Annotated in this window: 19 protein-coding genes; 16 read left to right on the top strand and 3 right to left on the bottom strand. The window is 55.3% G+C overall.

Annotated elements, in window-relative coordinates:
- Positions 1-172 precede the first annotated feature (172 nt).
- From FE784_RS09645 to FE784_RS09630, 4 genes are all read left to right on the top strand, one after another.
- Positions 173-1,081: an AraC family transcriptional regulator gene (locus FE784_RS09645; protein WP_139601984.1), complete on the top strand. Its 909-nt coding sequence runs from the start codon at positions 173-175 to the stop codon at positions 1,079-1,081.
- A 677-nt stretch (positions 1,082-1,758) separates the two neighbouring features.
- Positions 1,759-4,494: an alpha-L-rhamnosidase gene (locus FE784_RS09640; RefSeq protein ID WP_176706090.1), complete on the top strand. Its 2,736-nt coding sequence runs from the start codon at positions 1,759-1,761 to the stop codon at positions 4,492-4,494.
- 445 nt (positions 4,495-4,939) lie between these two features.
- Positions 4,940-6,439 (top strand): DEAD/DEAH box helicase, encoded by a 1,500-nt coding sequence (locus FE784_RS09635; protein ID WP_139601982.1) that lies wholly within the window; start codon positions 4,940-4,942, stop codon positions 6,437-6,439.
- 24 nt (positions 6,440-6,463) lie between these two features.
- The gene (locus tag FE784_RS09630) at positions 6,464-7,006 is read left to right on the top strand and encodes a hypothetical protein (RefSeq protein ID WP_139601981.1); all 543 of its coding nucleotides are present in this window, start codon (positions 6,464-6,466) and stop codon (positions 7,004-7,006) included.
- A gap of 135 nt (positions 7,007-7,141) precedes the next feature.
- Here FE784_RS09630 and FE784_RS09625 read toward each other — a convergent pair whose 3' ends face one another.
- A complete protein-coding gene (locus FE784_RS09625) occupies positions 7,142-8,692 on the bottom strand; it encodes an extracellular solute-binding protein (RefSeq protein WP_139601980.1) in 1,551 nt (516 codons plus the stop codon).
- 336 nt (positions 8,693-9,028) lie between these two features.
- Between FE784_RS09625 and FE784_RS09620 the strand changes: the two genes are divergently transcribed.
- Both FE784_RS09620 and FE784_RS09615 read left to right on the top strand, forming a co-directional pair.
- Complete coding sequence (locus FE784_RS09620) at positions 9,029-11,239, top strand: helix-turn-helix domain-containing protein (RefSeq protein ID WP_176706089.1); 2,211 nt, start codon at positions 9,029-9,031, stop codon at positions 11,237-11,239.
- 142 nt (positions 11,240-11,381) lie between these two features.
- Positions 11,382-11,933 carry a CcdC protein domain-containing protein gene (locus tag FE784_RS09615; RefSeq protein WP_139601978.1) on the top strand — a complete coding sequence of 184 codons (552 nt, stop codon included), beginning with the start codon at positions 11,382-11,384 and terminating at the stop codon, positions 11,931-11,933.
- A gap of 80 nt (positions 11,934-12,013) precedes the next feature.
- Here the strand turns inward: FE784_RS09615 and FE784_RS09610 are convergent, their stop codons facing one another.
- Together FE784_RS09610 and FE784_RS09605 are read right to left on the bottom strand one after the other, a co-directional pair.
- A complete protein-coding gene (locus FE784_RS09610) occupies positions 12,014-12,733 on the bottom strand; it encodes a response regulator transcription factor (RefSeq protein ID WP_139601977.1) in 720 nt (239 codons plus the stop codon).
- Positions 12,734-12,852: 119 nt separating this feature from the next.
- A complete protein-coding gene (locus tag FE784_RS09605) occupies positions 12,853-13,851 on the bottom strand; it encodes a ketoacyl-ACP synthase III (RefSeq protein WP_139601976.1) in 999 nt (332 codons plus the stop codon).
- A 187-nt stretch (positions 13,852-14,038) separates the two neighbouring features.
- Between FE784_RS09605 and FE784_RS09600 the strand changes: the two genes are divergently transcribed.
- From FE784_RS09600 to FE784_RS09555, 10 genes are all read left to right on the top strand, one after another.
- Positions 14,039-14,830 carry a CAP domain-containing protein gene (locus FE784_RS09600; protein WP_139601975.1) on the top strand — a complete coding sequence of 264 codons (792 nt, stop codon included), beginning with the start codon at positions 14,039-14,041 and terminating at the stop codon, positions 14,828-14,830.
- Positions 14,831-14,959: 129 nt separating this feature from the next.
- Positions 14,960-15,655, top strand: coding sequence for a YhcN/YlaJ family sporulation lipoprotein (locus FE784_RS09595; protein ID WP_176706088.1), 696 nt, complete (start codon positions 14,960-14,962; stop codon positions 15,653-15,655).
- 293 nt (positions 15,656-15,948) lie between these two features.
- Positions 15,949-16,173 carry a helix-turn-helix domain-containing protein gene (locus FE784_RS09590; RefSeq protein WP_138877617.1) on the top strand — a complete coding sequence of 75 codons (225 nt, stop codon included), beginning with the start codon at positions 15,949-15,951 and terminating at the stop codon, positions 16,171-16,173.
- A gap of 748 nt (positions 16,174-16,921) precedes the next feature.
- Positions 16,922-18,490 carry a TolB-like translocation protein gene (locus tag FE784_RS09585; protein WP_139601973.1) on the top strand — a complete coding sequence of 523 codons (1,569 nt, stop codon included), beginning with the start codon at positions 16,922-16,924 and terminating at the stop codon, positions 18,488-18,490.
- A gap of 111 nt (positions 18,491-18,601) precedes the next feature.
- Positions 18,602-19,438, top strand: coding sequence for a helix-turn-helix transcriptional regulator (locus tag FE784_RS09580; RefSeq protein ID WP_246131967.1), 837 nt, complete (start codon positions 18,602-18,604; stop codon positions 19,436-19,438).
- Between the two features lie 129 nt (positions 19,439-19,567).
- Entirely contained in the window at positions 19,568-20,419 is an 852-nt protein-coding gene (locus FE784_RS09575; RefSeq protein ID WP_139601972.1) for a sugar phosphate isomerase/epimerase family protein, read from the top strand.
- Between the two features lie 15 nt (positions 20,420-20,434).
- Positions 20,435-21,556 (top strand): Gfo/Idh/MocA family protein, encoded by a 1,122-nt coding sequence (locus FE784_RS09570; RefSeq protein ID WP_139601971.1) that lies wholly within the window; start codon positions 20,435-20,437, stop codon positions 21,554-21,556.
- Positions 21,557-22,337: 781 nt separating this feature from the next.
- Positions 22,338-23,072, top strand: coding sequence for a class I SAM-dependent methyltransferase (locus FE784_RS09565; protein WP_139601970.1), 735 nt, complete (start codon positions 22,338-22,340; stop codon positions 23,070-23,072).
- 6 nt (positions 23,073-23,078) lie between these two features.
- Positions 23,079-24,047, top strand: coding sequence for an MBL fold metallo-hydrolase (locus tag FE784_RS09560; protein ID WP_139602048.1), 969 nt, complete (start codon positions 23,079-23,081; stop codon positions 24,045-24,047).
- Between the two features lie 157 nt (positions 24,048-24,204).
- Positions 24,205-24,972 carry a DODA-type extradiol aromatic ring-opening family dioxygenase gene (locus FE784_RS09555; protein ID WP_139601969.1) on the top strand — a complete coding sequence of 256 codons (768 nt, stop codon included), beginning with the start codon at positions 24,205-24,207 and terminating at the stop codon, positions 24,970-24,972.
- Positions 24,973-25,108: the final 136 nt, after the last annotated feature.

Here is a 25,108-nt window from a genome sequence, read left to right as displayed (position 1 = left end):
GGAACCCAGCGCCGCTATATATACCGACAAGTTGCCACGACCACCAACACGCCTCCAGCTTGTATACGGATGAAGCGGCCGAAGTTTTTTGACCGAATTAAGGAATAAGCCGGATAATCTGGTACAATAGTGGCTGTCGCAAGGACACCGCCATTGAAACGGAGGAATCGGGATGGAGGCTCGGCCGCCGCTCAAGTACAACAGCTTGAACTATTTCAGACCCGGAGAACTGTTCGCCATCATCCGCTACCACGAGCCTGTAAAGGAACACCGTATCTATCACTCCCACGATTTCGTGGAACTCTGTTATGTGGCGGGCGGCAACGGCTACCATATACTGGACGGCAAGGAGTATCGCGTCACCCGCGGGGATCTGTTCATTATCAATTACGATGTTTCCCACGCCTTTTATCGCGAGAGTGTCAGCGATGATTTGATCATTTACAATATATTGTTCAAGCCCGGATTCGTCGACGAATCGTTGATCGACTTCAACGATTTCAACAGCCTCTCTTTATCCTACTTGTTCAACGGCGTTCTGGACAAACCGATTCATCCGACGCTGAAATTGACATTCGAGGATATTCGGGAGTTCGAAGCGTTGATCCATAAAATATATACCGAGTATTCCGAGCGGCGCTCCGGTTATATCTCGATCATCCGCGCTTATATGATCGAGTTCATCATTCTCATGATGCGCTGCTTCGACCGCTGTCCGGACAACCGGGAGATGAGCAAACGGTTGGATGCCATCTATGCGGCGATGGACTTTCTGAAGGAAAACTATACCCAATCGTTCCATTTGGGGAATCTTGCGTCCAAATCTTTTTTCAGTAAAAATTACTTCTGCAAACTATTCAAAGATACAGCCGGGATGACGGTAACCGAGTTTGTGCAGAAGCTGCGGATAGAAGAAGCATGCAAAATGATGGAAAATCCGAATAAAAAAATGACGGACATCTCCATGGCGATCGGCTTTGCCGACTATAAATCATTTTACACCGCGTTTACCAAGCTTGTCGGCATGCCTCCGAGCGAATATCGGAAACGGTTGGAGGAATCGGCTCAGGCAGGCCGGTGAATGACTCGAACGGACTGGAAAACATGCAGTTATTTCGGAGAAGAACGATACGGCTCTCGTTTTGAACTGGAAAATATACAGTTATTTGCGCTCTTGACTCCCCGTTTTCGGGCTGGCGTCGTTTTTAACCGCATATTTTCCATTTGATTGGGCGGTACTTCCCTTTTTTCCGAGTTTACCTGTATGTTTTCAGGTTGTTGAAAAAGTCAAAGAGAGATTTGTCATACAAAAAGAGGTGGGGGAAGTGCGCGGAAAGCGAAGCGGTTGACTTTAAAATCGTGTTGTAACCGCAAAAATCTTAAAAACAACACGATTTTAACGGATGTGGAGCGTTTTCCCCCACCTCTTGTCTCCGACGCTTCCTCTCTTTGCAGACTTTTCAACAGCCTTATGTTTTCCAGTTATTTTGCGGAGGGCCCCTTTTTCATTGTTATTCGCTAGCCGTCATGAGTAGTTGCGAGAGAGCTATTCACCGTCTTTCTCGAAGCGGAGTCGCGAACCCGCGAATAAGGAATATTGACCATCTACCCGAGAACATGCGCCATATCATTTTTGTGCGGCCGGCGGTATCCTATTTATTGTAAGCGTTATCCAACGGGGGACGAGCGGAGAGACGTGGCCGTCGCCGAAGAGAAGCAACGCAAAGGACAATGAAAATACGGAAGGTTGAGAGAAACGTGAGAAGTTCCGAGCTAATCATTCATTCTCTGCGCGTCAACGATATCGATCAGCCGATGGGGATGGACGGCGATTCGATCGCTTTTTCCTGGAAGCTGGACGGTGGGGAACGGGGAGCTGCGCAAGCCGCTTACCGGGTTCTCGTCTCCGCTGTCCGGCAGGAGCCCTATCGGAACCAGGGCGACATATGGGACAGCGGATACAAGGAAGGACATCCGCTCCGCGTTCCGTATGAAGGAATGCCTCTCGGCACACAACGACGATATTGGTGGAAAGCAATCATTAAGGACCGGATGGGACGTATCGCCGAATCGGAGTCCGTTCCTTTCGATACGGGACTGGCCCGGGAGGAATTGAAGGCGACATGGATCTGGAAGCCGGGAGAGGCGCAAACCAACGACTTCGCCTATTTTCGTAAAACGTTCCGTTCCGAACGGGACGTCAAGCTCGCCAAGCTGTTCGTATCCGCCCATCACGTGCTGCAATTGTTCGTTAACGGACAGCGCGTAGGCGGCTTCGGTTCGCCCGCACCGACCAATCCGCTGAAAACCAAATATTACTTGGCCTATGATGTTACGAAGCTGCTGCTGGATGGCGACAATTGCATCGCGGCCATCGTTCACTATATCGGCGGAGACGGGCAGAACTACGTGAACGGATGGCCCGGCTTTTTATTGCAAGGGCATATCGAGCATGAGGACGGTACGCGGGCAACCGTCATGACGGACGAGACGTGGGATTGCTTGAACGATATCCCCCATCGTATCGGTACCCCTTACCAGCAAAAACGCCGAATTACGGCAATCGAGGCGTACGATGCGCGCCTGGCGGACAGCAGTTGGACAACAACCGAATTCAAGGGGAGTTGTACGAAAGCCGTTCCGTCAAGGAGGATCGAAGAACGGCGTTGGCCGATGAAATGGCAAGCCATTCCCGAAGGAGCCGCGGAGGAGACGATCGTTCCCGCACCGATGCCGGTGCAGGAAATCGGGCGCCAAGTATTTGACGCGGGCAAAATCGTCTCCGGCTGGCCGCGTTTGACGGTCAAAGGAGCAAGGGGAACGAAGGTCCGTATTCGCTACTCCGAGGACTTGGACATGCAAGGGTATGTCAAGCACAACGTGTGCAACGAGACATCCGAGCATTATTACGACGATTATACGATGGCCGGCGCGGATACGGAAATATGGGAGCCGAGCTTGTCCTATAAAGCGTTTCGATATGCGGAAGTGACAGGCTATCCGGAGCCGCTCGGGGAAGGCGGCATCCGAATCGTATCCGCCCATACGGCAGTCGATCGGACAGGGTGCTTCCGGTCTTCGAGCGAGCTGCTCAACAGCTTGTATGAGGCATGCATCCAAACGCAGAAGAACAACGTGCTCGGGCAGCTTGTCGATTGCCCGCACCGCGAGCAAGCGCAATATTTGGCCGATTCGGATCTCCAGGCCGAGCTGCTGCTGTTCCAGTTCGATTCCGTCCCGATCGTGGAGAAAGTATTGGCCGACTTCGCGGACGGCCAGTTGGCGGACGGTACGTTCCCGTTCGTCTATCCGTCCAATTACGAGCACCCCGATTTCCATATTTTTATACCGGAATGGGATCTGCACTTTCCGACGCTGCTTCATAAATTGTATCGGCATACCGGAGATACGCGGCTGCTGGAACGATTCTATGAGCCTGCACGGCGGATGGCGCTGCACTATGCGGGCCTTGCGGACGCCGAACTGGGGCTTATCCCGCAAAGCCGAATCAGGAAGCCTCGGCATTGGCATATAAGCGACCATCCGTACCCGGAAATCGACCATAGCGGCGATTATTTGACCGTACAAAACTTGAAGCTCGCACATGGCCTGAACCTGCTGGCCGAGATGGCCGACCTGCTGGCCGACGAGGCGGACGCGGAACGGATGAAGGCATATTCGCACGCGTTAACGGAAGCGATTATGACCCATCTGTACGATGCGGACCGTAAACGATTCAGGGACAGCTACGGGTCGGAGCAAAGCCATCAGGGGACGAATGCCGTCGCCCTGCACTATGGTTTCGTTCCGCCCGAAGACAAGCCGCATGCGCTGGAGGCGATGGCGGCCCAAGGCTTGCAGACGAAGACGCTGTTGTCGCTGAACTTGCTGCATACGCTGTTTCGGGACGGCAAAGAGGAAGAGGGCTACCGGCTTCTTTGCAAAACCGATTTTCCAAGCTGGGGGTATATGATCCGTCAAGGCTCCCGGACGATATGGGAAGGCTTTCGGGATATCGAGTCCCATTGCCATGCATGGAACGCCTATCCGGCTAAGATGATGGTCGAGTATGTGGTCGGCATCCAGCTTGCGGAGGCCGGATGGAGGCGCGTCCGCATCAAGCCGTTCGTACCGGCAGAGCTCGATTATGCGGAAGGCTCCGTCATGACCCCGCGCGGCAACGTCCGGGTCGGATGGGAGAAGACGGCCGATGCAGGTGCGCTAAAGCTGAAAGTGGAGATTCCCGTGGGGACAGAGGCAGCCGTATGGATTCCCGCGCAGAACCCCGGCGCCATATACATTTCGGAGTCCGGAAGCCCCATATGGGCGAAAGGAGCTTTTAGTCCGGTCCGGCAACGGCCAACGTCCGACAGCCCGGTGACCGAACCGGATGCGAACGCCGCGGCGGGGATCGCAAACGCCGAAGCCGCTCCGGGAGCTGTCGTGATTCATATCCGATCTGGCCATTATGCTTTTGAATGCCGTCAAGCCTGAATGTCAATACCGCTGTCCGACGGGCAGCGGTATTTGTTATCGTTAAAGAAAATATCATCCCCAGGGAGAGCGAGCGAATGATGTCAACGGAAGCTAGTCCTTCATGATTAACTGTAAATGATACAGTAATATTCAGGTAATATGCAATATTTGCCGAAATAACTGGAAAATATGCAGATAAATCGCTACCAGACCGTAAAATGGGCTTAAACAAGCGAGAATAACTGTACATTTTCCAGTTCATTGCGGCATAGAGGCAAATCTTCACCGGAATAACTACATGTTTTACAGTTCGTCTGATTGATTCCCCGGCAGGCCGATCACGCCGGATGGCTTCAATTTCCCGCACCGCGTAGTTTCCGGCCATCTTCATTTCATTCGCGGCGTCCGATATGGTATAGTTTTTAACAAATGGCATGAATTATTGAAATGAGGGACTTGAAATATGAATTCGACGTTCGAATCGCTAGGCATCGGCTCCGGACTGAACGAGACGCTTGCCAGACACGGGATCGCGGAGCCTTCGCCGATCCAGCGCGAAGCGATTCCGGCAGCTCTTGCGGGCAAGGATCTGCTCGCCCAGTCGCAAACCGGCACGGGGAAAACGCTCGCTTATTTGCTGCCGATATTGGAAAGGATCGACCCGTCCGAGAAGGAACTGCAGGCGGTCGTGCTGTCGCCGACCCGCGAGCTGGGCGTCCAGATCGCCGCGGAAATCGAAAAGTACGGCGCGCCTGCGGGCATCCGCGGACAAGCGCTCATCGGCGGAGCCGCGCTCAGCAGACAGGTGGACCGGCTGAAGCTGCATCCGCATCTTATCGTCGGTACGCCGGGGAGGATCGCCGAGCTGCTGCGGATGCGCAAAGTGAAAATGCACCGCGTCCGTACGATCGTCATCGACGAGGCGGACCAAATGTTCGCGCTCGGCAGCGCCAAGGAAGCGGAGGAAATCGTGGAGAGCGCGCTCCGCGACCGGCAGCTGCTGTTCTTCTCGGCTACGCTTCCGGCGGAAGTGCGGCGCATGGCCGGCAGATGGATGCGGTCGCCGAAGGAAATCGAGATCGATCCCGGACAGCGGACGGCGGGAGGAATCGAGCATCTCGCGTTCGTATGCGAGGAGAGAGAGCGGACCGATACGCTGCGCCGGCTGATCCGGCTGTACGATCCGAAGTCGGCGCTGGCGTTCGTGAACGACCTGGATGTGATCGCCGAGGTCGCGGCCAAGCTGCAGCATGCCGGTCTGTCGGCCGACGCGCTGTATGGTGACGCGCCGAAGCAGGAGCGGACGACGCTGCTGAACCGGTTCCGTACGGGCAAGCTGCGTACGCTCTTGGCAACCGATGTGGCCGCACGCGGCTTGGACATCGAAGGGCTGACGCACGTATTCCATCTGCAGCCCGCGCTGGACGCGGAGCATTATGTGCACCGGGCGGGCCGGACGGGCCGGATGGGACGCAGCGGCTTGTCCGTCTCGATCGTGACGGAGCAAGAGATGTTCATTATCCGCAAATTCGAGAAGCAGCTTGGCATCGTCATCCATCAGAAGGCGATGTACAAAGGAAAGGTCGTCGATCCGGATGAGGTGCGCGGCTACGCGGCCCGAACTGCGAGCAAGACGGCGATACAACGTCCGGCGCATCGGGGACCGGGACCGAGCGCGAAAACGGCTGCGGGCAAGGAAGCGGCCGTCCGCTCCGGCGAAGGCGAAGGTGCCGCCGGGCGGCGTTCCGGGGAATCGTTCTCGATCCGGTCCGCAACGGGCGGCTTCCGGACGCCGGGGGCGGCCAGCCTCCGAAACGAGCGGGAAGCCGCGAGGAAGGGGGAGCAACCGGCCGCTAAACCGGCCTCGGCGAGAGCCAAGGCGAACGAACGCGAGCGCGACCGCAAAAACAAAGGCGCCCCGCGCTGGCTGAAGGAGAAGAAGGACCGGGACACACAACTTTAGAGCATTTCTTGGGAGAGGAACAGCTTGATTCGAAAAGCGATGTACGTATTGGCCGTCCTGCTGCTGCTTCTCGGCGCGGCCGGGTATGCCGCGATCCGGTACGCCAAGCCGACGGAAACGTTGAATCTGGATTACGGACAAGTTTCCGTCTTGCAGAAGCTGCTGGAAATGGTCAAAATCCGCAAGCCGGATGTGCATATCAGCGAGCGCGAGCTGAACGATATATTGAAAAAGCAGCTTGCCGATCGAGCGCAGCTAACCCCCAATGTCGTCATCGAAGGTGCGCGCTTCGAGCAGCATGCGGACCGATTGGCCGCCTATGTCAACCTGAAAACCGCCGGCGGCGTCCGGATCGGCGCGACACTCGATTTCGCGCTGGCATGGGATGCGCCGGAGCTGATCGTCCGGCACACCGGTACCCGCATTCGCAGCTGGAACGTTCCGGCGTCTTGGCTGCAGCTCGACCCGATGGTCGTAAAGATTGACGACGGGCTGCCGCCCTTGATAGCGGTCCGTGATATCCGCTTCGAAGAGGACGGCATTACCGTATCGTTGAAGTTAAATTAAGGGGGCGGGTCGTTCCGCTCCCGAAACGCATTCCAAAAGGCCCCCGCCGCAGCCGGTCGATCTGACCGGAGCGGACGAGGGCTTTTTGGAATGGGGTTTATTCGTCTTGCAAGGACACCGTTTCGGAACGCTGGTTTATTTGGTAACGCCTGCCGCTTTTATTTGCTCGGCGTAGGCGTCGAACAGCTTGCTGCCGCTATACTTGGTCATGAGCTCCTCGCGGTAGCTCGGCCAATTTTTGCCCGATTTATCCTCGAATACCGCCTTCGCCTGCAGCTCGCGCTGACGTTTGCGGAATGCGGCCAGGTCGAAGCCGGCCGGTGGCGTCAAGCTCGTTCCGACGTAAGGAGCGGTCGGAATCGCCGCCAACGTCTTCATAATGTCCCGGTCCCGGTCCGTCTGCCGCGGATCGACTACCGTCAGGCCGTACGTATTGGGGGTATTCGGGGTGAAGAAGTCCCAAATCGTAAGCCAGTCGCCCTTTTTGACGATTTCGTCCTGAATGACTTCGGGCTTCAATGTTACCGTCTTGCCATTGCGCGTATAGTGCTTGCCATCCTGACCGTAATGGGTCAGAAGGAAACCTTCTTCGCTTGCGAGCCAGTCGAGAATTTCGACGATCCGCTTCACCTTGTCCGGGTTTTTCTCCACGATGTTTTTGTGGAACAGGAACGGATTGGCCGGAGCGATGCCGGATTGGAGCGGCTGGTCGCCGAACGGAGTGAACGGCACCCAGTTGGCGTTCGGGAAGATCGCTTTCGATTTGCTTTGCAGGCTTTGCGGGTTCGAATCGAAAGCGAAATCTTTTGTCGTTCCGAGCACGACGCCGATTTTTCCTTGTGCCGCCTTATCTACATGCTGCGTCGATTTGTTCAGGAACCAATCGGGATCGACCACGCCCTCGCCGATCAGCTTGCCGATATCGTTCAGCACCCCCTCCATGCGGGGATCGGTCTGCATGTCCTTGAATACCCCGTTCTCGAGGAACGATGCGAATACGAGTCCGTTTTTGCGGTATTCCGGCCAATCGAGCCCGATTCCGTCGCCGCCGGCGGACAAGGAGAAGCCGTATGTGTCCTTTTTGCCGTTGCCGTCCGGATCGTCGTTCGTGAAAGCGCGGAGTACCTTCGCATAATCGTCGTACGTTTTCGGAACCTGAAGGTTCAGCTTGTCCAGCCAATCTTTGCGGATATACCAGGAGCGGTATATTTCCTTGTTGTACGGAATCGGAGCGCGCACGAACTGGTTGTGAACCTGGTACCGCTGCAGCGTCGTTTCATCGACCCAATATTTGAAATAGTTGGGCATGAGCTGCGGCGTTACGAATTTGCTCATGTCTCCGAGCAGTCCGTCGAGCGCGTACTTTTGGCCCCCGTCGCCGTTCGCGTCGCGCCACATGTCGGGCGGATCGTTGGAGGTCAGGTAGGCGTTGATTTTCTTGTTGTAGTCGTCTCCCGGCGCCATATACTCGACCTGCAGCTTCACATTGAACTTGTCCTCGATCGTTTTCTTGACGAAATCGTCCTGCTCGGGCGGCAGCATCGCGTTGTTCTGGGCGTCGATGAAAATGCGCAGCGGCATTTTCTCGGTGCCCGCTTGTTTGCCGCCGTCGTCTTTGGCCGAGCATGCCGCGAGCATGCTGCCCGCCAGGATGACAGCCGCTCCGGCTTTCCATGTTCGTTTCATCCGTCGTTCAACCCCTTTGACGTTGTTTGTTCGTCCCGGCTTTTTCGCCGGTTTGTATCCGCATTGCTATCGTAACGGGGAAAGAGGTTTGTTGGATACGGATCGTTTTTGCGCGATGAAGCTTTTATGCAATCCGGCCGCGGATTGCGGAATATAGCGTTTTTGCGGCATGAATCATTTTTGATCCATTTGTTTGCGGCTTGACGGTACGACCCGTATGCGAAATAATAACGTTAAAAGATAGGTTTGTAAATGGGAAGCGGTTTCAGCCGGTTCCCGGCGTGGAGCTTGCATCGAAAGGGGCGACGAGATCTGAGAAAAAATTGGTTTTACCGTATGCTGCTGTCGTATATGCCCGTGTTTCTCGCCGTCTGCCTTACGCTGCTGCTCATCACGTTCGTAAGCGTCCGCCAATTGTCCGAACGATCGGCTGTCAAGTCGAGCGAAGCGGTCGCGAAAAATGCGATGCAGATCATCGAGCAGTCATTGCGCAATATAGAGGATACGATGTATGCAACGGTGTTGTCCGATCCGAGAATCGCCGACTTTTACGCCGACGCGAACGGCTCGTTTGTCAGCTCGTATTCGGCCGCACGCGCTCTGGGCGAGCTACAGTATAGACTTCCGCTCCTGTATTCGGTTTATTTGTACCGTCCGGAAGACGGTACGGTGCTCAGTCCGACGAGCATTGTCCGCATCGACGATTTTGTCGACAAAGGGTATGTGCTGGACAAGATGGAATCCGATCTTCGGTATGCTTGGGGCGATCGTCGCCTGTCGGGAGGCCCGGGCGCTTTCGATTCGCCGGAGGTCGTCTCTCTGGTCAAAATTGCCGATTTGCGTACGAATGGCTTGCTTGTCGCCAATGTTAACGCGGATGCGCTGCGACTTTTGCTGGCCAACTCGACGGATACGTCGACAGGCTATTTGGAGCTGTCGGATGGAGGCGGAGCCGTGATCGCCTCTACCTCCGGACACGACAGGGCTGAGGTTAAGCAGGAGCGGAGGAAGCTGGTGGGAGCGGACATGCCCTATACCGGCTGGAAAATAGAAGGAGGACTGCTGCAGGCCGGCATATTCGGCTGGGTCGCTCCGGTGTTGTACGGTTCCGTCTCGCTCGGGGCATTATGCATCGCGCTAGGACTCGTCTGGATCTTGTACGTTACCCGAAGACATTATCGGCCGGTCGAATCGCTGGTGAGACAAATCGGCGCGTTCTCGGTCAAAAAAACGCCGGCTTTCCCGACGGCCGATATGCGCGACGAATTTCAAACGATCGGTCTCGCGTTAGAAAGCTTATGGGATCAATCGAACCGGCTGAGCCGGGAAAACGAGGAAAACAAATCGTTCAAGCGGGCGCATCATTTCCGCCGACTGGCGGAAGGGCGCATGGAGGCCGTTTCGAGAGAAGCCCGCAAGGAAGCGGAAATGCTCGGGCTGAAGCTCGATTCGGGACCGGCCTCGGCCGCGATCGTGGAGATCGACCGTTTCTTCGTCGAGGTGTGCGGGAATTATTCCGACCGGGACCGGCAGCTGCTGAAATATGCGCTGCAATCCGCTTTGCAGGAAACGTTCGGAGCGGCGGGCATGGAGGTCAAATCCGATTGGCTGGCCGAGCACCAGCTGGGAGTAATCGCCCTGCATGGGTACGAATCGGATCCCGAGCGTGAAATCGAAGCGGCGCTGGAGAGGCTGCGCGGCTGGTCGGCGGCTCATTTGCCGTTTACGGTGACGGTCGGGATCGGCAACGAAGTCGAACGCAGCGATGACATTTCCCGATCGTTCCAGACCGCCAAGGAAGCGCTCGCCTATAAAATACCTCTCGGACTGAATCGGGTTATCCGGTTTCGCGCCTTGCCGGGCGGAGGACATCCGGAAATCGCGCTGGGGCTGCAGCGAATCAAGGAAATAAGCCGCCAGTTCCGGATGGGAGAACCTTCATGGACGGTGGAGTGGTCTTCGCTGCTCGCTTCGATGCAGAACGGCTGCTTCAGCGGCGAGCAGATCCGGCATTTGCTGTTTGTTCTGCTGTTCCATGTCCAGCGCGAAATGATCGAGCTGCCGACCGAGCTGCAGACGGCGTGGGTAGAGGAGAGCGCCCGGCTGGAAGACTTCCTGAAGGAAGGAGAGACGCTCGAAGAGATCGGGGAAGCGTTCACCGTCGTGTTCGCCGCGGTCGCGGAACAGCTGCGGCTGTGGCGAGAGTCGAAGCAGAACCGCAACGTTGTTCAAGAAATCAAACGGTATATCGACGAGCATTATGCCGATCCGAATTTGTCACAAGCGATGCTGGCCGACGAGTTCCATCTTCATTCTACGTCCATCAGCAGATTGTTTAAAGAAGAATACGGCGTCAAATTCGTCGATTACGTCAATGAGATCCGGATCGGGCAAGCGATCGGGCTGATGGAGAGCACGGAGCTGCCTGTCCATGAAATCGCTCAAACGGTCGGCTTCATGCACAGTCAGACGTTTATCAAGATGTTCAAAAAAATAACCGGCTTCACGCCGGGAAGCTACCGCAAGGAAAGAACCGGAACCGGCTGACGGTACGGTTCTTTTCCGTCCGAGCGGACCGTGGCTCATTCGGTCGAAGCCGCGCATCGGTCCGCAGAACGATTGTTGATTCATTCCGATTCTGGTACACTGGGTAGCGATTGCAAGGCTTACATGATACGGAGGACTCTCTATGAACGCCATAAGCCACTATGCGTTTCCGATTCTTATTATCGGTTGGGTCATGTACCGACGGACGAAGAGAAGCATCGGATTTCAAAAGCTGGCCGTCAGACGCATGAAGGTGCGGCTCGGATTTTTCGCTTTCGCCGCTCTTCTCCTGCTGCTGCTTGCCGTCGCCCATCCGGTCATGTTCATCGGCTATGCGGCAGGCATTGCCGGAGGGCTCGTATTGTCCCATTATGCGGCGAGACATTTCTTGACCGAGCGGAGAGCGGACGGCTTGTATTACCGGACCCATATTTGGATCGAGTCGACCGTGCTCGCTCTTTTCCTGGGTCGCATCGCGTATCGGATTATCGAAATGGCGGCGATGCCGGAAATGACGGCCGACACTGCCATGGATCCTGGCGCCATGGCGAAAGACCCGCTGACCGGCGGCATTTTGTTCGTCATCATTTCTTATTATTTCGCTTACTATTTATTCGTCATGAGACGGGCGAAGCAGCTTGAAACGGGAACGACAGGCGCGCCGAACGAATCGGCGGGGCCGGGAGCACACTAGTCAATCGGATAACGAAAGAGGCTTCGCCGTAATATCTAGGCGGAGCCTCTTTCTTATCTCGGGACCGGTATACGCCATCGTCATGGCACGGCGCCGATGACCGACAGGGAGCCGTTGAACTTGTAGCCGCCGCCACGGACGGTCAGAATATAAGCCGGACGGGCAGGATCGTTTTCGATCTTTTTGCGGATGTTGCTTATATGGACCATGACGGTCCGGGGGTCGCCGATTGACGGGGATTCCCATACTTGCGTGAACAGCTGGTCCAGACTATAGACGCGGTCCGGATTTTTGGCCAGCAGCAGAAGCAGCTGGTATTCTTTGGCCGACAGCGGCACCGGTTCTCCGCGGAGCGAGACGGTAAAGCTTTTCGGTTCAATGGTCAAGTCCCCGTAATGCAAATCGTGCTCGGTATTGATCGGCTCGAACATCATGCGGCTTCTTCGCAAATGGGCCTTCACGCGTGCGACCATTTCCCCCGGACTGAAGGGCTTGGTGATGTAATCGTCTCCGCCGACGCCAAGACCGAGTATTTTGTCCAAATCGTCGTTTTTGCAGCTCAAAAACAGGATCGGCGCCTTCGTCATTTTGCGAAGCTCCAGACAAACTTCGAAGCCGTCCAGATCGGGCAGCTGGATATCCAGAATAACCAGATCGGGCTTCTGCTTGCCCACCATCTCGATTGCGCCGTAACCGTCGAGTGCCATCAGCGTCTGGTAGCCTTCCTTGGCCAAATACAGACAAATAAGCTCGCTGATCTCGATTTCGTCATCCACGATCAATATTTTTTCTCGTCGCATGGATTCCCCCCCGATACCGAGCGTCCGGTGAAAAAGTGTCATCTTTCATTATACCTTTTTTTTGAAAGATTACTATATAACATTAAATAAGGCATCTCCATCAATCGGGGGATAGCGTTTTATACAGTCCATCGAACAAGCAGTCCGGCGTGAGTAAGTCCCCCTCCGAATCCGTACAGCAAAAGCGTATCCCCGGCCTTTATCCTTCCGGATGCCGCGGCTTCCGCCATGGAAAGCGGGATGGAGGCTGCGGAGGTGTTGCCAAAGCGAACCATGCTCGTTAACGTTCGGTCAATCGGATATCCACTCTTCTCGCAAATCGATTCGATCATGCGCAGATTGGCGCTGTGCGGAATAAACCAGTCGACCGATTCCATCGGCCGTCCCGCTTTCTCCAATAGACTATGCATGCCGTGGGGAATCGTCTGTACGGCCCATTTGTACACTTCTCTGCCGTTCTGGACGAGCAGCTTGGAATCGTGAAGCGGCTTGCCGCTCATGTCGCTGCGGATGCCGGTACGGTAAATGTGGCCCCCGCCGGAACCGTCCGAGCCTTGATGAGCGGCCAGAAACGCCGGCTCGGAAGAAGTCTTTTCCACAAGAGCGGCACCGGCGCCGTCTCCGAACAAAATGCAGGTGGTCCTGTCCGTATAATCGGTTATGCGCGACATGTTGTCGGCTCCGATAACGAGCACTTTGCGATGGAGCCCGGATGCGATCATCCCGTTCGCAGTGTGAAGGGCGTACACGAATCCCGCGCATGTGGCATTCATATCGACCGTACCGGCCGCCCGGATGCCGAGATGCGTCTGAACGAGGCACGCTACCGACGGGAAAGGATAGTCCGGGGTATGGGTAGCGACGAGGATCAGATCGACGTCATCGATTGTTACCGGGTAACGGGACAGCATATTTTCCACGGCGGCGACGCACAAATCGCTCGTATATTGGTCCGGCGCGCATATGCGCCGTTCACGGATACCGGTCCGTTGCACGATCCATTCATCATTCGTATCGACTATTCGAGCCAGATCGTCGTTGGATAGTACTCGCTCGGGCACGTAAGCCCCGATTGCCGTAATGCCCGCATACATGGCGGAAGTGTGATCGGAGTTCATATGCATTCCTCCTTGCCGTATTTAAGAGATTTTAGTATCTAATATTAGTACCAGGTACTAATTATAGCTTACTTCATACTTTATCCAACCTGTTGCCTGTTGTCAATGGGGCACGACGGCGAATAGAGCATCCTTGGATTTGGCATATTAGGTGAGAAACGCATGAAATGAAGGAGTGAAACAACGCATGGCGGTATTCCGTCGCTATAAACGTACCTTTCTTATCCTGCTGACCTTGCTCGTCTTCTTGTTCGGAGCCGCGCAGCCTGCAGGCGCTTTCGGTAAAGGGGCCAAAGGGCCCGACGTATTCGCCGTGCAGGGCATGCTGAAATCGCTCGGGTATTTCTACGGGACGATCACCGGATATTACGGCTCCGAGACGGAGGCGGGGGTTAAACGGTTCCAGCAAAAGTATGGCCTTCCCGTTACCGGGGCGGTCGACGACCGGACGCTGGAATCGATTTTGTGGGCATATGCAAGCGTGAAAATTCCGAAACGGGCACCGACGCCAGCTCCGAAGCCGCCAGCTCCCGCTCCCCGGCCGAACCCTGCGCCAACGCCGGAACCGACGCCTGTACCAAACCCTCCGTCCGGGATCAGCGCGGAAGAGCAGCAAATGATCGATCTCGTCAATGCGGCGCGCAAGGAAGCGGGTCTGCAGCCGTTGATCGTCGATGTGAAGCTGTCCGAGGTCGCACGCTTGAAGAGCGAGGATATGGCGGAGAACAATTATTTTTCCCACCAGTCGCCAACCTACGGCTCGCCGTTCGAAATGATGCAGAAGTTCGGCATCACTTATTCGAGCGCAGGGGAAAATATAGCCTGCAACCAGACGGTGCAAGCCGCCCATGAAGCGCTCATGAACTCTCCGGGGCATCGCGAAAATATTTTGAAGCCGACATTTACACATATCGGAATCGGCATCGTCGACGGAGGACAATGCGGCAAAATGTTTACCCAGCAGTTTATTTCCAAATAACCGTCAGGGGAGCGCGTTACGGCTCCCCTTTCGTTTTGCCATCGATTCGCAAGCATGCGGCAGGCGATACCGGTACATCATAAAGACGTTCCGAGAAATCCATAAACCTATAGACGGGAGCTGACTGGATTGGCCAAAAACACGGTTCGGTTCGTGCTGCTCGCTTCGTTGGTCGCCGTGGCGGCGTCGGGGTGCAGCAATGCGCGGCATGAAGGCTCGGGCACGAATGACGGCATGAAGACGAGCAACTACCGTCCGTTCAACTACGGAACGGGCAATACGAAAGATATGCGGCTGGGCCTCGATCGGTATAAAGGGACCGACCCCGATCTGATCAAGGACAATGACAGCATGCGGCAAGGGTTGAATCGGGACAACGGGGTTACCGGCTACGGTCCGGATGGGGTAAACCGCTGGAGCGACTACAAAAATAAAGACGGCACGGCCGGCTACGGCACAGATATGACGGGGATGCACAACAATACCCGAATGGAAGCCGCTCAGGACTGCGCCAACCAATTAACCGCTACTCAGCCGATCCAATCGGCCAACGTGATGCTGACGGATAAAAACGCCTATGTTGCGGTCGCGACCAAGGACGGGCAGGATCTCGACAACGCCGGGGATATGAAGACGAAGATCGCCGAGCAGGTAAAGGCGATGCGCCCGAATATTCAGAACGTGTACGTTTCCGCCAACCCCGATTTCGTCGGCCGGATCAACAACTACGTGCAGGATTTGAATGCGGGCAAGCCGGTTTCCGGGCTGGTGCAGGAGTTTAACACGATGGTACAGCGATTGTTTCCGGCCAACGCCACCAAATAAATTGCTCTTTTTCCGACAAATACGGATTGCGAAAGAGCCTTCGAATGTTAGCCATTCGAAGGTTTTTTCGTCGTTAGAAAGAACAACTATGGCGTGTTTTATTCCCATGGTGAGGACGAGATCCAGATGGGAGAGAGTCGGCTTACCGGACGGAAGGCCGGAAGCAAAGCGGAGAGAAAAAGCCCATTTTTGTCGGGCACCGCACCAAAGTATCACCACGCTCATATCCTATTTTGACTGTATCCCTACACCTTGTAACATATACAAAACCCAAGCAAGGAGGGGTGGCGATATTGAAGGGCAACGACCACAAAAACAAGTTTCTTTTGACCAACCGTGAGCGCGAAGTCTTTGAACTGCTCGTGCAAGACAAGACAACGAAAGACATCGCTGGGCAGCTGTTTATCAGTGAAAAGACCGTGCGAAACCATATTTCCAACGTGATGCAAAAGTTGAACGTTAAAGGTCGATCGCAGGCGGTTGTCGAGTTGATCAAGCTTGGGGAATTGAAAATTTGAGTGAAAGCCTATTCCGGCGAGCAGAAATCTTCCTTCCATTCCGCATTTGGATGCGGGTGGGAGGAAGTTTTTTTGTGTGGTTTCCGCAGCTTACGGGCTCCAACCAAAACGCTTGATTATACTGAATGGCAGGATTTTCTAGGGGCTTATGCATGCGATGGATTTTTCAGTGCAAAATAGCGGAACCGGCGTGCCTTATAGCCACGATTCCCGGTGTTGATAGCAAGATAACGGAAAACTGCTCCGCTACTCCGCATGCTTGCTGCCCATTTTCACCCGAAAGATCGAATTAACGGAAGCTTGTGCCGTTATATTCAGGATTACAACAAAATTCGGGACAATAACGGAAAGCAGTTCTTCTATTAAAGCAATATGTGTCCCGCATCACCAAAAGCACCCACAGTATAAGCGCGCTCAATGGCATGGGGAATGAACTGCGAACTGAGCTCCTGTTCGTACGATTCGAGAAAGCAAGAATGGCTTGTCATCTGAAGCAAGCGAACAAATAAGCGATAAGGAACAAGCCCATTCAAGCGTTATCCGAGGAGTTCTCCATACATAATATCACATTGACCCGACATATTGCAGGTTTTAAGCAGCAAGCGACAACTTCGTTTCATGCGGCATTTCAATGATGGCGGAACGAAGTTTTTTTGTGCGAATATTTCGAAACATTCCGGCTTTCCGTAACGTCTTAGGTTATGAATAGGATGACGGAAGCTCGCGCCGGTTGAAGGAGGAGGACTTTATGAAGACATGGCTGAGCATCGCTTTGGCTGTTGTCCTGTTGTGGTCGGCGACAGGGTGCAAGAAGGAGACGAGCCCCCCGGGGGCTGAGGGGACCGAAGATGGCAAGCAGCAGGAGCAGCCTTCCAAACAGCCGGATTTTTCCGGAAAAGGTTCGGAGAGTGCTCCGAACGGCAACGGAGGCGGTACGGAAGGTCAGGCGTCACCGTCCGATTCCAAGCCGGCCGGAGAGGTCGCCACTATCTCGTTCGAAGGCGATACGCGGCTGAAAGCACCGGCCACGACGCTAGTCTCTCCGACGACACAGAAGTTTCGCATCGCGTTCCGGGATCCGATGGACCGGGAATCCGTCGTTCGGGCGATTATCCAGTCCAATTCGGAAATGCGCGGTCAAGAGAACAAGGTAGCGTCCGACAAGTTCGCCTTCGACTGGAAAAGCGACACCGATCTGAGAGTGGAGCTGCGTCTGACCGAAGACGATTACGTGGAGGAATCGAACCGCATATACGCCGTACAAGTAAATGGCGCGAAAACGAAACAAGGCGCGGACATCCAGGAGCAGCCGGGCTACCGGGTCGTAGTTCGCAAGCCCGATCAATTATGGCGGATCGCTTCAGACGGTAAAAGCACGGACCGTTTGACCTCGTTCCAGGTGCCTTACGGCATGCGGCTGTTGGACGACGATGCTCGTTACCTGCTGTTGACCAGACCGACGAATTATTGCGAATGCGATGCTCCGTCGGTCCCATTGTACTCGGTTTACGACACGGCCGCGAAAACAGTAACCGATTATCCGGTGCCGCTGTACACGCAATATGTCGGAGACGGGGCGTTTATCGCTGATAGACGCGGTTTCCTGTACGCCGACACGGGAGAAAACGGCGTTCCGGAAGGCAAAGAAACGGTTCGGATCCGCGTAGACGGGTACGTGCAAGGCGCCCAGTTCAGCAAGGATGGGAAAACCGTCCTCGCGGCTGTCGGCAAGGATGCCCGACAAACGAGCGATCTCGATTTGGTTTTGATCGATTTGGCCGGCGGCAAGGAACGGAGGTTCGCGGGCGCGCTGCTCGGCAAGCTGGAAATGAATATGGTCACCGACGGGACGCTGCCGGTTTCCTTTTACGACGACGGCAAACGTATCTACACCCGGATGTTCGACCCGCAAGGGAAAGAAATCCGCTACGGCTACGATTGGGCGACGAGTGGAATCGGTACATGGAATGCGCCGAAGGAAGCTTCGGGCTGGTCCGGGTTCGTCGCGTCCGCCGACGGGTCATACCGCATGTACGCCAACGCCGGACTGTATAAAGGCGATGAGAAGAAGGCCGATATTCCCCGGGGCATGGCCGGATATCCGGTGCACTGGCTCGGAGCGAGCCATACGTTCGTCTACAAAGCCTATGAGGAGCCGGCCCAAAACCGCAAGCAGCATATATATGCTTATGACGCGGACAGCGGGCGGGCCAAAGCGATCGTTTCGAACGTATCGCTTTACAGCGAGCTGATCGGGGCTTCCACCGACGGCAAATGGATTTATGCGCACGGCATCCACGATATGAAGCCGGACTGAGGACCGGCAACGAGAGCTTCCGAGCCGGTTATTCCGGAACGGGAGCTTCTTTGCTTTATGCGGGCCGGTTCCCATGCTACACTATTTTTAGCAACGTAAGGGGGACAACCGGTGCGACCGCCATTTCATATACGGCCTTTGGAGGCCCATTACAGCGAATCCGGCACGAGCATGAAGTTTCACTCTCATGCGCATTTTGAAATTTATTATTTTCACGGGGGCAAAGCGAACTATTTGATCGGAGATAAAATTTTCGTGCTCTCTCCTGGCGATCTTATTCTGATGAACGGCATGACCCTGCACTGTCCCAATGTGGATATGAACGTTCCGTACCAACGCACGATCGTGCACTTCGAGCCTGCTTTTTTGAAGCCTTTCGCGGAGATGCCGTTCTCCGTCCATTTGCTGCAGCCGTTCTATGAATTGAAAAACCATCGCATCCATCTGCAAGGTTCGCAGCGCGCGGAAGTCGAAGCGATGCTCGAACGCATGTGCAGACTGTCCCTGGAAGAAGGCGGACTGTCGCGGGACCGGCTGATCGTCTCTTTCCTCGATTTACTGGTGTTGGTATACGAGCTGTGCCAATCGTCCAATACGGCTTCGGCGTTCCCGTCGGATAAGGAGAGGCATGCGCAGAACATTATCGATTTCGTCGAGGACCACTACCAGGAGGATCTGCACCTGGAGCAGCTGGAAGACCGGCTTCACCTGAATAAATATTATTTATCCAAGCTGTTCAAGGAAGTGACTGGTGTGACCATCTTCGACTATGTGTATCATAAGCGGATCAATCAGGCGAAAATCCATTTCTTGCTCGACAAAGATTTGACCGTGACGGATGTTTGTTACAAGGTCGGGTTCAAGCACCCTTCGCATTTTACCCGGATGTTCAAAAGCCGGGTCGGCTGCACGCCGGATCAGTACCGGAAGCAAACCGTCTCGACTTGACCGGGAAGTACACCAACCACGATCAAATGAACCGAATCGATTCGGCAACTAGGATGAAGTGCCCGGTGCTCTTTTTATGGTAGGATGAAGAAAATGACGCCATAACGGCAAGGCGAGGGAGTGTCCAGGTTGAAATTTGCCGTCTTTACGGTCATGATGCCGGAGTATACGCCGGAGGATACGGTAAGCGCTTTACAAAAGCACGGATACGACGGCATCGAATGGCGGGTCACGAAGATCGATCAAGCCCGTCTTCAAGATAAGCCCTCCTTCTGGGGAAACAATTTGAGCACGGTGGATGCCGAATCGTCGGAAGAACGACTGCTTCAGCTGAAGCGTCTCGCGGACGAGGCCGGTATGGCCGTTCCAAATTTGGGCTGTTACTTGAAGGTCGGCGATCTCTCTGCGGTCGAGCGGGATATGCGTACCGCCAATTTGCTCGGGGCTCCGTCCATTCGCATCGGGGTGCCGGGCTACAACAGAACCAAGACTTACGGAGATCTCTTCAAGGAAACGCGGGCATACATGGAAGGCGTGCAAGAGTTAGGTGCGAGCTATGGCGTCAAAGCGCTCGTCGAGATGCATATGAACATGATCGCTCCCAGCGCGGGATTGGCGAGAAGGCTGGTCGAAGGGTTCGATCCCGAACGCATCGGCGTCATCTTCGATCCGGGCAACATGGTGTACGAGGGGTACGAGCAGTATCGGATGGGACTCGAGGTGCTGGACGAATATTTGGCCCACGTGCATGTGAAAAACGCCGTTTGGGAGCCTAATCCGAATCGGAGCGGCACTGCCGATCCGGCATGGAGAACGGTCTCCGCACCGATGCGCGAAGGCTTCGCCAATTGGCCGCAAGTCATCGCCGATTTGAAGAGCATCGGCTACGACGGTTGGCTCAGCTTTGAAGATTTCAGCTTGTCGGCGCCGACCGAGGAGCTGCTTGCGGACAATATCGCTTATATCAAATCGTTGTTGTAAAGGAGCGGACTAGAGATGAGTAGTGTGCGTATCGGAATTGTCGGGATAGGAAATATGGGGACTTCCCATGCCAAGTATATCGCCGCGGGCGAAGTAGCCGGAGCCGAGCTGGCAGCAGTATGCGACATCAGCACGGACCGGCTGCGCTGGGCCAAGGAGCAGTTCGGAGAGAAGCTGCATACGTTTGAAACGGTGGACGCCATGCTCGACTCGGGCACGGTGGATGCGATCATGATCTGCAATCTGCATTTCGATCATCCGGGCACGTCGATGAAAGCGTTCCAGCGCGGTATCCACGTGCTGTGCGAGAAGCCGGCCGGCGTCTATACGAAGCAGGTACGGGAAATGAACGAAGCGGCGGATGCGAGCGATGTCCGTTTCGCGATGATGTTCAACCAGCGCACGAACCCTCTCTATATCAAGCTGAAAGATTTGATCGATAGCGGAGAGCTCGGCGAAATCCGGCGGACGAATTGGATTATTACGACCTGGTACCGTACGCAAAGCTATTACGATTCGGGCAGTTGGCGGGCGACATGGGCCGGCGAGGGCGGAGGCGTGCTGCTGAACCAATGCCCGCACCAGCTCGACCTGTGGCAATGGACGATCGGCATGCTGCCTACGCGCGTCCGCGCCTTCTGCGCCTTCGGCAAATATCGGGACATCGAGGTAGAAGATGAAGTAACCGCCTATGTGGAGTATCCGAACGGGGCGACCGGCGTGTTCATTACGACTACGGGCGAGACGCCGGGAACAAACCGGTTCGAAATTACCGGCGACCGCGGCAAAATCGTTGTCGAGGATAACAAGCTGACATTCTGGAGGCTGCGCGTGCCGGAGCCGGAGTTCAACCAGAAGGCTAAAGCCGGCTTCGGACAGCCGGAATGCTGGAAGTTCGACGTGCCGGTCGGGACCGCCCCGCACGGGCATAAGACGGTTACCCAAAACTGGGTCGATTCGATCCGCAAAGGCACGCCGCTCGTAGCGCCCGGTCAGGAAGGCATCCGCGGCCTGTCGCTGTCCAACGCGATGTATTTGTCCGCCTGGACGGACGATTGGGCCGAGCTTCCGCTCGACGAGGACCGGTTCCACGAGCTGCTTCAGCAGCGGATCGCGACTTCGCGGTTCAAAAAATAAGCGAATCCCAAAAAACCGTCAGGGTGTTTCTGGCGGTTTTCTTGCGAAATGGAACATGTATATGCCGATAACGGAAGCGCTAAGGGCGTTATTTCCTCCCGAATAACACCTTTCGGAAACTAACGGACACCATGTGTCCGTTAGGATCCATTTCGGGATCAGCGCGCGAGTGTCCGTTAGACGAAAACGAGGCCGAGTCGGCGCTCGATAGGGGGGGCGACGATGGAAAAGGCGTGTATGCGGCTTGAAAGGCTTCCTTTTGAAAGAGCGGAACAAATACTTCCGTTATTTTTTGTGGAGGGAACAATGAGTTCCTCTATTACCCGCGAAAGACTTGGGAATAGCATTAACGGAACGGTGAGTTCCTCCATTTGAGCAAAACGGCCCTCAACCAACCTTTATACTGTCAATAAAGGAAATAATCGTTCCACTACGCCCCATTTTACCGGCTATTCGAAAGGTATAGCGGAACTTTTTGTTCCGCTTTTCTTGTTGCAGTTTTTTTGTCGGAGCTTTCTCTTTTTCCCGGCGTCTTACAGTGGTACAATTTATATGGATCGTACTACCGATAGGAACTACAGCCGGTGACGGCACCGGCGCGCCTAGTGTAACGGATTGTTTGGAGACGTGCGCAACCCTTCGGAGGAGCCGCCCGAACCGTTCGGCCAGGAAGCTTCGCAGTCTCGATAGAGCGCGGTACGCAGAATCCGAGGCCATGCGGGAAAACATCAAAACGGACGGGTGTTAGTCCGGTTTATGAACAGGAGTGTGCAGGTGAGCTATGGGATGGTACGAAGAAAGCTTTGGCGACGATTATTTGATCGTCTATAAGCATCGCGATACGGCTGGAGCTTATAATGAAGTGCAAGCGATGATCGGATGGCTCGGGCTGCCTCAAGGGGCGGCGGTGCTCGATTTATGCTGCGGAATGGGACGCCACTCGATGGCGCTGGCCGATTTTGGCTACCGCGTAACCGGAGTCGACTTGTCCGGGGTATTGCTTGCGGAAGCGATTAGACGCGACACGCAGGGACGCATCGAATGGGTACAGGGCGATATGCGCCATATACCGGCCGACGGCCCTTTTGACGCGGTCGTCAATTTATTCACTTCATTCGGCTACTTCCGCGACGATGCCGAGAACGAAACGGTAATCCGCGAAATATCGCGGGTTCTGAAGTCGGGGGGACGGTTCATCATCGATTTCTTGAACGCGTCTTATGTGCAAGCCCATCTCGTGCCGCATTCGGTCCGGCGCGAAGGCGACTCGCTTATCGAAGAAAATCGTTCGGTCGAGAACGGATTCATAAGCAAACGGATAGCTATCCGCGAGCCGGGCAAGCCCGAACGACAATACATCGAGCAGGTCAAATGCTACGGTCTGGAGCAGCTCGAGACGATGGCGGCAAGGGCGAAGCTGCGGATCGATCGCGTTTACGGCGGCTACGACGGAAGAAGCTATGAGCGCGACGGCTCGCCGAGGCTCATTTTGACCGGTACGAAGGAAGGTACATAACCCGTGATGAAACCGATCCTACATTTGAGCGAAACGCTCATACAAATTAAAGTTCCGCTTCCGTTTCCGCTTAGATGGGTTAACAGCTATGTGATCCGCTCCCGCTCCGGCTGGACCTTGATCGATCCCGGGCTACGCACGCCCGAAGCGGAGGAGCTGTGGAACCGCGCCATGAAGGAGCTCGATTTGCCGCTGTCGGCGCTCGACAGCATTGTCCTGACGCACCATCATCCCGATCATTACGGGCTGAGCGGGTGGTTTCAGGAGCGATCGGGAGCGCAGGTGCATATTTCGCAAACCGGCAAGGAGCAGGTGCGGGCTTTGTGGGGGGAAGGCGAGACGATGAGCGCCACCCTGCTGGAGCTGTTCCGAAAGCACGGGATGGAGGGGGAGACATTGGCGCTGATGACCGAGCATATGTCGGGCTTCCTCCCGCAGCTATCGCCGCAGCCGGAATTGACGGTCATCGATACGGAGCGGCATTTCCCGCTGGGAGATCGGCCATACAGGCCGTTCGTCACGCCGGGGCACGCAGCGGGGCACGTTTGCTTTCTCGACGAGGAACGCTCCGAGCTGTTTTGCGGCGATCACGTCCTTCCGCAAATTACGCCGAATGTCAGCTACATTCCGGGGTTCGACGACAATCCGCTGCACTCGTATTTGCAAAGCTTGGAGGAAGTCGGACGACTGAAGGTGGATATGGCGTACCCGGGTCACCGCGACCCTTTCCGCACGTTTGCGCAAAGAACGGCCGAAATTATCGGTCATCATGAGGAAAGGCTGGCCGCCATGGAGGACAGGCTGGACGAGCCCCGTACCTCTTACACGGTATGCCGCGCTTTTTTCGGCGACCGGCTGTCGATCCATCAGCTCCGCTTCGCGCTCTCGGAGACGATCGCGCACCTTCTGTATTTGCGGGAGGAAGGCCGCATCCGGGAGCTCGAGCGCGACGGCGTCGTTTACTATGCGAAATAGAAGGATTGTCCAACAGGATACGGTTAATAAAGGGAGCGGCTGCCGGAATGGCGGCCGTTTTCCGCATTTTACGGCATTGCTGTTGACTTCCTCTAGTAATTATTATACACTAACTTACATAAAGTAAGTTACTATTCGCGAATGGGGGCGTTACACGATGATTCCATCTCTTTTTCTGGCCCACGGTTCCCCGATGCTGGCCATCGAACAAACCGAGTATACGCGCTTTCTGTCCGAGCTCGCCGGCAAAATGAAGCCGAAGGCGATCGTCGTCTTCACCGCCCACTGGGAGCAGCCGGTTACGACCGTCTCGTCCTCCGATGACGTCTACGATACGATATACGATTTCGGCGGCTTCCCGGACGAACTGTATCGCGTCAAATATCCGGCCAGAGGCTCCTCTGTCGTAGCCGGCATCGTCAAGGACCGTTTGAAGCGGCACGGTATCGAGTATGCCGAAGATATGTCGAGAGGGCTGGACCACGGCTCATGGACGCTGCTGCACCGGATGTATCCGGAGGCGGACATTCCGGTCGTCCAAGTATCGGTCAACCCATACTTGCCTCCCGCGGAGCAGTACAAGATCGGCGAGGCGCTGCGCGGATTGGGCAACGACGATATATTGGTTATCGGCAGCGGCGTAACCGTGCACAATTTGCGCATTATCAAATGGGGGCAAAAAACGGCGGAGCCTTGGGCCGTCGAATTCGACGACTGGCTCATCGAGGAAATGGATAAAGGCGATCCGGCTTCGCTGTTCGATTATGCGGGGAAAGCGCCGCATGCCCGCACGGCCGTGCCGCGGGCGGAGCACTTCGTGCCGCTGTACATCGCCATGGGAAGCGGCGACCCGGCGAGGAAGCCGGAGGTCATCCACCGCAGCTATGATATGGGAACGTTAAGCTACCTCTGCCTGCAGTTTTAAAGGGCCGGTGAGTAACTGAGCGGAGGGTTTGGAATGATGCCGCAGAAGCGTCAGCGTTCGCATTTGTTTCCGGATTTTCACCGATTGCGGGCTTATTGAATCAAAAAATCTGGAAACAACGGCGATCGGAGGCACA

This window comes from Paenibacillus hemerocallicola (assembly GCF_006265175.1).
Classification (GTDB): Bacteria; Bacillota; Bacilli; order Paenibacillales; family NBRC-103111; genus Paenibacillus_AB; species Paenibacillus_AB hemerocallicola.
This window is presented reverse-complemented; position numbering and strand designations above follow the sequence as displayed.